General features: G+C 56.9%; 7 protein-coding genes. 3 read left to right on the top strand and 4 right to left on the bottom strand.

All coding sequences use genetic code 11. The features are described 5' to 3' along the window. Positions 1 to 277 precede the first annotated feature (277 nt). Positions 278 to 1,861, top strand: a complete 1,584-nt coding sequence (locus RY075_RS15100; RefSeq protein ID WP_023314474.1) for a TerC family protein — start codon at positions 278 to 280, stop codon at positions 1,859 to 1,861. A 113-nt stretch (positions 1,862 to 1,974) separates the two neighbouring features. Here the strand turns inward: RY075_RS15100 and asmA are convergent, their stop codons facing one another. From asmA to udk, 3 genes are all read right to left on the bottom strand, one after another. After that, positions 1,975 to 3,825 (bottom strand): outer membrane assembly protein AsmA, encoded by a 1,851-nt coding sequence (gene asmA, locus RY075_RS15105; protein ID WP_022651488.1) that lies wholly within the window; start codon positions 3,823 to 3,825, stop codon positions 1,975 to 1,977. Positions 3,826 to 3,848: 23 nt separating this feature from the next. Beyond that, entirely contained in the window at positions 3,849 to 4,430 is a 582-nt protein-coding gene (gene dcd, locus RY075_RS15110; protein ID WP_013097886.1) for a dCTP deaminase, read from the bottom strand. Between the two features lie 91 nt (positions 4,431 to 4,521). Then, positions 4,522 to 5,163: a uridine kinase gene (udk, locus tag RY075_RS15115; RefSeq protein ID WP_000130320.1), complete on the bottom strand. Its 642-nt coding sequence runs from the start codon at positions 5,161 to 5,163 to the stop codon at positions 4,522 to 4,524. Positions 5,164 to 5,505: 342 nt separating this feature from the next. Here udk and RY075_RS15120 point away from each other — a divergent pair, with 342 nt between their 5' ends. Beyond that, complete coding sequence (locus RY075_RS15120) at positions 5,506 to 8,835, top strand: diguanylate cyclase (protein WP_338627814.1); 3,330 nt, start codon at positions 5,506 to 5,508, stop codon at positions 8,833 to 8,835. On the opposite strand, the gene alkA is transcribed toward RY075_RS15120, so the two are convergent. Further along, the gene (gene alkA, locus RY075_RS15125; protein WP_047055230.1) at positions 8,800 to 9,672 is read right to left on the bottom strand and encodes a DNA-3-methyladenine glycosylase 2; all 873 of its coding nucleotides are present in this window, start codon (positions 9,670 to 9,672) and stop codon (positions 8,800 to 8,802) included. The genes RY075_RS15120 and alkA overlap by 36 nt on opposite strands. A gap of 130 nt (positions 9,673 to 9,802) precedes the next feature. Between alkA and yegD the strand changes: the two genes are divergently transcribed. Further along, positions 9,803 to 11,155, top strand: coding sequence for a molecular chaperone (gene yegD, locus RY075_RS15130; RefSeq protein WP_003862083.1), 1,353 nt, complete (start codon positions 9,803 to 9,805; stop codon positions 11,153 to 11,155). Positions 11,156 to 11,240 lie beyond the last annotated feature (85 nt).

The following is an 11,240-nucleotide window of genomic DNA, read 5'->3' on the forward strand; positions in this document are numbered from 1 at the left end:
ATTCGTTTTTAAGATTAATATTAAGAGCAAAGTTTTAAGGTTTTCGGATTTTCTTTATATTGACAAAATAGATCGCCGGACCATTTATTGCGATATTTCCTAAATAACGACTTCTGTAATTAAATCTTCGCAATTAACTTATTTACACCGCCGGGCAAATGGGGTTTACCTGAGTGTAGCATTAAGAGAAATCTCACCCCGGCATTGCAATTTCCGTCGGCTTTATCCATGATCGAAGTGTGACATTAGTCATATAACAGAAGGTATTGCATTTACTATGGAATGGATTGCCGATCCATCAATCTGGGCCGGGCTGGTGACGCTGGTCGTCATCGAATTAGTGCTCGGCATTGATAACCTGGTGTTTATCGCCATCCTTGCCGATAAATTACCCCCTTCACAACGCGACCGCGCCCGCGTGACGGGTCTTCTGCTCGCCATGGTGATGCGTCTGCTGTTACTGGCCTCAATCTCGTGGCTGGTGACGCTGACCAAACCCTTATTCAGCGTGCAGGGTCTGAGCTTTAGCGCCCGCGACCTGATCATGCTTTTCGGCGGATTGTTCCTGCTGTTCAAAGCCACGGTTGAGCTTAATGAGCGGCTGGAAGGAAAAGACAGTGAAAACCCCACCCAGCGACGCGGCGCTAAATTCTGGCCGGTGGTCGCACAGATAGTGGTGCTGGATGCCGTCTTTTCTCTCGACTCCGTGATCACGGCCGTCGGGATGGTTGACCATCTGGCGGTGATGATGGCCGCCGTGATCATCGCCATCACCCTGATGGTGCTCGCCAGTAAAGCCCTGACGCGCTTCGTGAACAGTCACCCGACTATCGTCATCCTCTGTCTGAGCTTCCTGCTGATGATTGGCTTTAGCCTGGTAGCGGATGGTTTTGGCTTCCATATCCCGAAAGGGTATCTGTACGCCGCCATTGGTTTCTCGGTGCTGATTGAGTTTCTCAACCAACTGGCCATTTTCAACCGTCGCCGTTTTCTTTCCGCGAACCAGACATTACGTCAGCGCACCGCAGATACGGTGATGCGCCTGCTGAGCGGCAAAAAAGAGGATGCCGAGCTGGATGCTGAATCCGCGGCGATGCTTGCCGACCATAGCGACGGGCAGATCTTCAACCCGCAGGAACGCCGGATGATAGAGCGCGTGCTTAACCTCAACCAGCGCACAGTGAGCAGTATCATGACCTCCCGCCATGACATTGAGCATATTGACCTGACGGCGCCGGAAGAGCAGATCCGTGCCCTGCTGGATAAAAACCAGCACACCCGCGTGGTCGTGACCGGCGGTGAAGAGGAAGAAGAGCTGCTGGGCGTGGTACACGTGATTGACCTGCTGCAACAGCAGCTTCACGGCGAGCCGCTAAACCTGCGCGCGCTGGTGCGCCAGCCGCTGGTCTTCCCGGAAGCGCTGCCGCTGCTCTCCGCGCTGGAGCAGTTCCGCAACGCGCGCACCCACTTCGCGTTTGTCGTTGATGAGTTTGGTTCTGTGGAAGGGCTGGTGACGCTCAGCGACGTGATGGAAACCATCGCCGGTAATCTGCCTAATGAGGTGGATGAGATCGATGCGCGCCACGATATTCAGAAAAACGCCGACGGCAGCTGGACCGCCAACGGCCACATGCCGCTCGAAGATCTGGTGCAGTTCGTTCCGCTTCCGCTGGACGAGAAGCGCGAATATCACACCATCGCCGGTTTGCTGATGGAAAATCTGCAACGTATTCCGCAGCCGGGGGAAGAGGTCCAGGTGGGGGATTACATGCTCAAAACCTTGCAGGTAGAGAGCCATCGCGTGCAGAAGGTGCAGCTGATACCGCTGCGCGGTGAAGATGAGATGGATTTTGAGGTGTAGGTAAAAAGCAAAACGGCAACCTCGTTGCCGTTTTTAGTGTTTGCTCCCTCTCCCCGTCGGAGAGGGCCGGGGTGAGGGCATCAGGCCGTACATGCCACCCGGCACAACAGGCATCACAGCTTATCGAGCAGTTTTTTCACGTCCTTACCTGACTGAGACTCTTTATTGCGGTCCGCCCAGTCATTCAGCCGACGTTTCGCTTCATCCTGAAGGTGCTTACGCAGGATCTGATCGACCTGCAAACTGTAATTCAGCGCCTGCCATTTTCCATAAACGCGCAGCGGTATCGGCGTCTCTTTCAGGAACTCTACAAGCTGGCCTTCGCCTTCCCAGCCAGCCTTCACGCGGACGTTGAAGCGGGTGTCTGCCGTCTCTTTCACCAGATCCAGCGCGCCGGTTCCGGTCAGCGCCAGCAGTGACGAAGTGCCCTGCATGTCGTCCAGCGAGAGCTGACCGTCGTCGAGGGCAAGCTCACTGGTAAAGCTGTCGAGACGGGTTGCGCTGTCGTAGTTTTCATTCGCTTTCACGCTGCTGCTGCGCTCTACCGCCTGCTGCACCAGCTGCTGGAAGTTCAGCCCTTCCATGCGCGTATCTTTCAGCTCAACGTGCGCCTGCCCCTGCCAGCTACGACGGAAGGCATCCGCATCAATCTTCGTGCCAGAGAAATCCCCTGCCAGCGACAGCTGCCCCGTGAGGGCAATTGGGTAATTAAAGGCTTTCAGGATGGTGCCAATTTCAACGTTTTCCAGACGCGGCTGGAACGCGGCGCTGGCAACGTCTTTGCGTACATCCAGCGTGCCCGGCAGGGAGAGGTTCCCTGCTCCCATTTTTCCGCTGAGCTCGGAGATGACCAGCAGGCCGTTGTGGTTGAACATCTGGCTGCTGACGTCAGTAAAATCAATTCCACGCCAGCGCACGCTGTTCGCTTTCAGCAGAATGTCGGCGGTAAATCCGCGCAGGCCGTTGTAGTCAGGCAGATCGAGATTTGAGGAGATCACCGGACGCGACTGCGTGGCCTGGCTTTGCCCTACCTGCGTGGCTCCCTCATCGGTCGCGTTCACCGGTTGGAGCGGAAGCAGGTTCTCGAGATTCAGCTTGTCGAATTGCAGATCCAGCACCCACTTAGGTTTCTCATCAAGCGTGACGCTCGCCTGCCCCTTCAGGGAACTGTCGTTGGCCTGAAGGTTGAGCGCGTTCAGTTCGAGCTGTTTGCGCTCTTCATGCCACACCGCCTGCATCGTGCCCTGGCCGGCAATCCCCTTCGCGGGTAAATCCGCGCCGGTCAGCTGCCAGTTGAGCTGCTGAACGTCCGCCGTCAGCTGGTGCGGATAGTCAGAAGCGTTCACGTTTGCGTTCATCGACAGGTTGAGATCGCGCTGATTGCGGTTGATCCGCCCGGAGAACTCCATGGTGGCGTGATGATTGGCGTCCTGCTCCATCCTGAGATTGATATTGCGTACGGTGATCTGTTCGTCATCCTCATGCTGGAAAACCAGCACGCTGTCAGCAACTTTCAGATTACCAATATCGAACGACCAGCCGGTATCAGAGGGGACGTCAGGCAAGGTGTTTTCACGCGGTGCGACCGGCGCATCCGCCTGACGAACGGCTTCGGTTTGCGGCGTAAGCTGAATCACCGCCCCTTTCAGCATCACCTGTTCAACCTGGAGCTGATGGGATAAGAGCGGGATGAGCGCAACATCAAGACGCATGTTATCCGCCGTCACCAGCGGCTGCGCGGCGCCCGGCGCGGTGAGCGACATACGTCCGGAGAGAATGCTGAGCTGCGGCCAAACGTGCCAGCGCAGGGGCCCGTCCAGCTTGAGTTCATACCCGCTGCGCGCTTCCACCTGCCGCACCATGTAGGCCCGGAAGTCATTCGGGTTAACCAGCAGCACCAACGCTGAAAGGCCAGCCACCAGCACCACCAGCAAAATCATCAGCGTTGTCAGAACTCTTCTCATGGCTTCCTCAGTGAACTCACAGATCAGTCTTTATCGATACGACTGGCAACCGCACCCTGCTGGTCGCGATATTTTGCGTCCTGACGGCGGTTATAAGGACGGTCTGCCGGGCCGGTCAGCGGTTCGAAGCTCAACGCACCAATCATCATTCCCGGACGAAGCGCCAGCGGCAGTTTACCGGCGTTAAAGAACTCCAGCACGATACGGCCCGACCAGCCCGGATCGATACGGTGCGCGGTGACGTGCACCATCAGGCCCAGACGCGCCAGGGAAGAGCGTCCGTCAAGCCAGCCGACCAGATCCGCAGGCAGCGTGACCGATTCAAAGGTCACCGCCAGCGCCAGTTCGCCAGGATGGAGATAAAACGCCTCTCCTTCGTCGATGACGATTTCGTCGCTCATGACGCGATCCAGCGCCGCGCTGACTTCGTCTTTCGGCCCGCTGAGGTCGATAAACGGTGCCGTGTGGCCGCTGAAGGTGCGGAATTTATTCCCCAGACGCACATCGACGGTCACGCCGTTAATACGCTCAACCGGCGGACGCGGGGTGATAGACAGGCGGCCTTCATCCAGCCAGGCTTCTATATCGCGGTCACAAAGACGCATGGCACTTTCTCCTTTCGTGCATCGCGCCCTGAAGCCTTACGGCGTCAGGGCAAAACCAGGTTATCTCTGAACGGTACACAATTCACACGGCTTATTCAAAAAACTGACTGATTTTCGCTTTTAAGATATCAATGGCAATACGGTTTTTACCGCCACGAGGCACGATAATATCGGCGTATTGTTTCGAAGGCTCAATAAATTGCAGGAACATCGGGCGAACGGTTTTCTGATATTGCGCCATCACCGAGTCCATGGAGCGGCCACGTTCATTAACGTCGCGTTTGATACGCCGCATCAGGCAGATATCCAGAGGAGTGTCGACGAAAATCGAGAAGTTCATTGATTCGCGCAGACGGGCGTCGGTGAGCAGCAAAATCCCTTCAAGGATAATCACCTTCTTGGGCTCGATACGGATCGTTTCCTGGGTGCGGGTATGTTCCACGTAGCTGTAGACGGGCAGCTCAATTGCCTCGCCGCGCTTTAGCGCTTCCAGATGCTGGAACAGCAGGCTGTGATCCATCGCACTGGGGTGGTCGTAGTTGGTTTTTACGCGCTCTTCCATCGAAAGATGGGATTGATCTTTGTAATAGCTATCTTCGGGAATAACACCGATATGCTCATCACCCACTTGTTCACGCAGTTCGCGATAAAGCGTACTGGCAATAAGACTTTTACCTGAAGCCGATGCGCCGGCGATGCCTATGATGACGCACTGATGAGACTTATCAGTCATAAATTTAGCGACCTGATTAACCTGGATGTAAGGAAGGACGACGCCGGAGCGTCAAACGCGGCAATTATAGGGATTTCGGGGGCGTGATACCAGTCGAATGCGCAGGTTATGCGAGGCGGGCTGAAAAGCGCCGTTTCACGCCTTTAGCGAAATTTTTACGCGCGGATTTTCACCATTTCATCACCATTCTTCGCAGAGTAACTATTTTATAAGTCTATGAAGTCAAAATCTGAGCACTCGGCATATGAATTGTAAAATGTTTGTACTAGCATAAACCAAATTATTAATTTCACGCGTCCGGACCTGGCTCCTGACAACATGGCGTCCCTGGATAGAGCGGTAATGAATAAACAATACCAGCGGGTTTTGGTTACTACCCCACATCCTTTACTGCGGCTTGTCTGTCTGGGTCTGGTCACGTTCATCTTCACCTTATTTTCCCTCGAACTGACTCGCTTCGGTACGCTGCTGGCGCCATTGTGGTTCCCGACTTCAATAATGATGGTAGCGTTTTACCGCCACGCGGGAAAAATGTGGCCCGGCATTGCCCTCGCCTGCTCTTTTGGCAATATCTTTGCCTCGTGGATGCTCTTCTCATGGGAATCGCTCAACATCACCTACACGGCGATTAATATCATTGAGGCCACGGTTGGCGCGCTGTTACTGCGTAAACTGCTCCCCTGGTATAATCCGCTGCAAAACCTCAACGACTGGGTCCGGCTTGCCCTCGGCAGTGCCCTTGTGCCGCCGCTGGTGGGGGGCGTTCTGGTTCATTTTCTGGTGCCGAGCGCGGAGCCGCTGCGTAATTTCCTTGTCTGGGTACTTTCAGAGGCCATTGGCGCGCTGGCGCTGTTGCCTTTAGGTCTGCTGTTTAAACCGCATTACCTGCTGCGCCACCGCAATCCGAAACTGCTGCTGGAAACGCTGGTGACCCTGGTCGTTACGCTGGTTCTTTGCTGGACGGCAATCACCTGGCTGCCGTGGCCATTCACCTGCATCATCGTTCTGCTGATGTGGAGCGCGGTACGTCTGCCGCGTATGGAAGCGTTCCTGATATTTTTATTCACCATCATGATGGTGTCCCTGATGATGGCGCGAAATCCGCTCTCCATGACGCCCTCCTCCATGATCGTCACCTTCAACACGCCGTGGCTCCCCTTCCTGATGATGCTGCTCCCCGCCAATATTATGACGATGGTGATGTATGCCTTCCGGGCCGAGCGTAAACATATTACGGAAAGCGAAGAACGTTTTCGTAATGCGATGGAATATTCCGCGATTGGTATGGCGCTGGTGGGCATTGAGGGCCAGTGGCTCCAGGCCAACAAGGCGCTGTGCAATTTCCTCGGTTACAGCCAGTCTGAACTCCAGTCGCTCACGTTTCAGCAGTTAACCTGGCCAGAAGATTTAAATACCGACCTGGAGCAGTTGGGACAGCTGATTAACGGGGAGATCAATAGCTACAGCCTCGAAAAACGCTACTACACTCGCAGCGGCGAGGTGGTGTGGGCGCTGCTGGCCGTCTCCGTTGTGCGCCATGCCGACGGCACCCCGCTCTACTTTATTGCCCAGATTGAAGATATCAACGACCTGAAACAGACCGAGTGGGTCAATAAGCGTCTGATGGAGCGTATCACCCTCGCGAACGAAGCCGGTGGCATCGGGATATGGGAGTGGGATCTCGAGCCGGACGTGATCAGCTGGGATAAGCGGATGTTTGAGCTGTACGAGATCCCCCCGCACATTAAACCCACCTGGCAGCTCTGGCATGCGGCCATGGTGCCTGAAGATCGCCCCCACGCCGAACAGGTGCTGCGAGAATCCCTTCAGGCCAGGGTGCCTTTCAAGCTGGAATTTCGCATTCGCGTCAAGGATGGCATCCGCCACATTCGTTCGCTGGCGAACCGGGTACTGAACAAACAGGGCGAAGTGGAGCGGCTATTAGGGATCAACATGGATATGACCGAGGTGAAGCAGCTGAACGAGGCGCTGTTCCAGGAAAAAGAGCGCCTGCATATCACCCTCGACTCCATCGGCGAAGCGGTGCTGTGCACCGATATCGACATGAACATCACCTTTATGAACCCGGTCGCCGAGAAGATGAGCGGCTGGTCGCAAAGCGAAGCGCTGGGTCAGCCCGTTCTGAAGGTGCTGCACATTACCTTTGGCGAGAACGGTCCGTTAATGGAAAACATCCACAGCGGCGATATGTCCCGTACCGATATCGAACAGGACGTGGTGCTTAACTGCCGCAATGGCGGCAGTTTCGATATTCATTACAGCATTACCCCCCTCAGCACTCTGGAAGGTAACACCATCGGCTCGGTGCTGGTGATTCAGGACGTGACCGAGTCGCGCAAAATGCTGCGCCAGCTGAGTTACAGCGCCTCACATGACGCCCTGACCCACCTGGCGAACCGCGTCAGCTTTGAAAACCATCTGAAGCGTCTGTTGCAGACAGTACAGGAGACCCATCAGCATCACGCGCTGGTCTTTATCGATCTTGACCGTTTTAAGGCGGTGAACGATACCGCAGGTCACGCGGCGGGCGACGCGCTCCTGCGCGAACTCTCTTCGCTGATGCTGACCATGCTGCGCTCCAGCGACGTGCTGGCGCGTCTGGGCGGCGACGAGTTTGGCCTGCTGCTGCCGGACTGCAACGTCGAAAGCGCACGCTACATTGCGGGCCGGTTGATCGACGCCATCAACAACTATCATTTTTCCTGGGAAGGACGCCTGCACCGCATTGGTGCCAGTGCGGGGATTACGCTGATTGACGACACCAATTATCAGGCTGCGGAAGTGATGTCTCAGGCCGATATCGCCTGCTACGCCTCGAAAAACAGCGGGCGCGGCGTGGTCACCGTCTACGAACCCCAGCAGGAGAGGATCCACAGCACGCGCAGCATGATGTCGCTGGATGAGCAGTGGCACATGATTAAAGATAACCATCTGCTGATGATCGCCCGCAGCGTCGCCTCGCCGCGCATTCCCGAGAGCAGTAGCTTCTGGCTGATTTCCTTGCGGCTGTGGACCAGCCAGGGGGAAGTGCTGGAAGAGCATGCCTTCCGCGCCGGGCTGGCGGAGCCGGAGCTGCTGCACGCCCTGGACCGACGTATCTTCAGCGAATTTTTCCGTACCTATGCCGCACAGGTGGCGGCCAAAGGAATGGGCGTCGCGCTGCCGCTCTCAGAAGCGGGTTTAGCCAGCGTCACGCTGGTGGATGAGCTGCTCGACCTCATTACCAAAGGTCCGCTGCCGGCGCGGCTGCTGCATCTGGCGATCGCCGCTGATGTGCTGAGCAATACGGATGAAAACGTGCAGCAGGGTCTGCAAAAGCTTCGTCAGGCTGGCTGTCGCGTGGTGCTGACGCGGGTTGGACGCGATATGAACGTCTTCAGCCAGCTCAGCGCCAACACCGCTGATTATCTGCTGCTGGATGCAGACGTGGTGACCAACGTCCACGGCAATCTGATGGACGAGATGATGGTGACCATCATTCAGGGCCATGCCCAGCGTCTGGGCATAAAAACCATTGCCGGGCCATGCCATCAGTCGATCATGATGAATACGCTGTCGGGCATCGGCGTTGACTTTATCTACGGCGACACCATTGGGGAAGCGCAGCCGCTCGATCTACTGCTGAATACCAGCTATTTCGCCATCAACTGACGGCGACCAGCCGTCGGTGTACCAAATATGTAACAGCGCATACGAGCGCCACGGCTGCCAGCGCTCGGCGTAGCGACGGATCTGCGCGGGCGTCATACCGGCAAAGCGCTGTTTAATCAGATAATCATCCGGCAGGAAAACATCCTTCGCCTGCCAGCCGCGCAGGGCCAGATAATTCGCGGTCCAGCGCCCGATGCCGGGGCGCTGCTGTAGCGCCTTCATCCCGTCCTCAACGTTCGCGGGCGGGAACAGCGGGAATTCACCGTCCACCACCGACTGCGCCAGATGAATCAACGACTCCGCACGCTTGAGCGGCATCCCGAGGGCTTTCAACGCCAGCGGATCCACCGCGGCCAGTACCTCTGGCGGAGGAAAGCAGAGGTAGCCCGGCGCGTCCTGGATGGGTTCACCGCACAGCGCCACCACCCGTGACGCCAGTTTAGCCGCCATCGCCACGCTTACCAGTTGTCCGAGAATGGCGCGCACGCCCTGCTCGTAAGCATCCATTGCGCCGGGCAAACGTAACCCCGGCCGCGCCGCGCCGAGATCGCCGAGGGTCTGTGCAATGTGCTGCGGGTCGCAATCGAGGTCAAAAAGGCGGGCAATGCGGTCCAGGCAGATATCCGCCACCGGGATCAGGCCAGGGCTGAGCGACACCGCCAGCGTATGGGTTGCGCTGTCTGGCGTAACCCGGAAAACGCCCTGGTGCCCGGCATAGCCAAAACTGCGCTCGTAGTAATCCTTCGTAACGGTCTCAACCCCCGTGACCGCACGCGCGGCAAGAAAGCCAAACATCCACGACCAGTCGTAAGGCGGTTGCCAGTTCAGGGTGTACATTGTCTCTCCTTTTGTATTTACCTCAGCATAAACCGAAAGATCGCGTTGCGCCTTGCTTTCATATTCCTGTTGTCGCCTGGCAGACATTTCGCTAAAGTCTCGCCCCTTCTCACCGGCATGGGGATTTATTGTGTTTATTGGATTCGACTACGGCACCGCAAACTGCTCGGTTGCGATAATGCAAAACGGACAACCGCAGCTCCTGAAAATGGAAAACGGCAGTACGCTGTTGCCGTCAATGCTCTGTGCGCCGACGCGTGAAGCGGTGAGCGAGTGGCTGTTCCGCCATCATCAGGTTCCTGCTACCGCAGCGGAAACCCAGGCGCTGCTGCGCCGTGCGGTCAGCTTTAACCGCGAGGAAGATATCGACGTTACCCCTTCCAGCGTGCAGTTCGGCCTCTCTTCCCTCGGGCAGTACATTGAAGATCCGGAAGAGGTCTACTTCGTTAAATCGCCGAAATCCTTCCTCGGCGCCAGCGGCCTGAAGCCACAGCAAGTGGCGATGTTTGAAGATCTGGTCTGCGCGATGATGCTGCACATCCGCAATCAGGCGCAGTCCCAGGTGCCGGATGCCATCACCCAGGCGGTAATTGGCCGTCCGATCAACTTCCAGGGGCTGGGCGGCGACGACGCCAACCAGCAGGCGCAGGGGATCCTTGAGCGTGCAGCGCACCGGGCTGGCTTCCGTGACGTGGTATTCCAGTATGAGCCGGTTGCAGCGGGACTGGATTTTGAAGCCACGCTGACGGAAGAACAACGGGTGCTGGTAGTGGACATCGGCGGCGGAACGACGGACTGCTCATTACTGCTGATGGGTCCGAAGTGGCATCACCGTCGCGATCGTGAAAATAGTCTGCTGGGGCACAGCGGCTGCCGAGTGGGCGGTAACGATCTGGATATTGCCCTGGCATTCAAGAGCCTGATGCCGCTGCTCGGCATGGGCGGTCAAACCGAGAAAGGCATCGCCCTGCCGATCCTGCCGTGGTGGAACGCGATTGCCATCAACGACGTCCCTGCCCAGAGTGATTTTTACAGCACCGCGAATGGCCGTTTCCTCAACGATCTGGTGCGTGATGCACAGGATGCAGAGAAGGTCGCGCTGCTGTATAAGGTGTGGCGTCAGCGCCTGAGCTACCGCGTGGTGCGCACCGCCGAAGAGAGCAAAATCGCCCTTTCCGATCGTCCTGAGCATGCGGTTTCGCTGCCGTTTATCAGTGACGATCTGGCTACGGCTATCACCCAGGAAGGACTGGAAATGGCGCTGACTCAGCCGCTTCAGCGTATTCTGGAGCAGGTGCAGCTGGCGCTTGAGAATGGCAAAGTGAAGCCGGACGTGATTTACCTGACCGGCGGTAGCGCCCGTTCGCCGCTGATCAAGAAAGCGCTGGCGGAACAGCTGCCGGGGATCCCGATTGCCGGCGGCGATGACTTTGGCTCCGTTACGGCAGGGCTGGCGCGCTGGGCGCAGGTGGTGTTTAGCTAATGGAGTTGTGCCGGGTGGCGGCTTCGCCTTACCCGGCTAACAAGATCCTTCAACCGTAGGCCGGGTAAGCGCAGCGCCACCCGGC

It is taken from the genome of Enterobacter sp. JJBC (assembly GCF_036936505.1).
Classification (GTDB): domain Bacteria; phylum Pseudomonadota; class Gammaproteobacteria; order Enterobacterales; family Enterobacteriaceae; genus Enterobacter; species Enterobacter hormaechei_C.

What these genes read in the sequence shown, in the direction of transcription:
- RY075_RS15100 (WP_023314474.1), top strand. Translation starts at nt 278, where the DNA reads ATGGAATGGATTGCCGATCCATCAATCTGGGCCGGGCTGGTGACGCTG.
- asmA (WP_022651488.1), bottom strand. Translation starts at nt 3,825, where the DNA reads ATGAGAAGAGTTCTGACAACGCTGATGATTTTGCTGGTGGTGCTGGTG.
- dcd (WP_013097886.1), bottom strand. Translation starts at nt 4,430, where the DNA reads ATGCGTCTTTGTGACCGCGATATAGAAGCCTGGCTGGATGAAGGCCGC.
- udk (WP_000130320.1), bottom strand. Translation starts at nt 5,163, where the DNA reads ATGACTGATAAGTCTCATCAGTGCGTCATCATAGGCATCGCCGGCGCA.
- RY075_RS15120 (WP_338627814.1), top strand. Translation starts at nt 5,506, where the DNA reads ATGAATAAACAATACCAGCGGGTTTTGGTTACTACCCCACATCCTTTA.
- alkA (WP_047055230.1), bottom strand. Translation starts at nt 9,672, where the DNA reads ATGTACACCCTGAACTGGCAACCGCCTTACGACTGGTCGTGGATGTTT.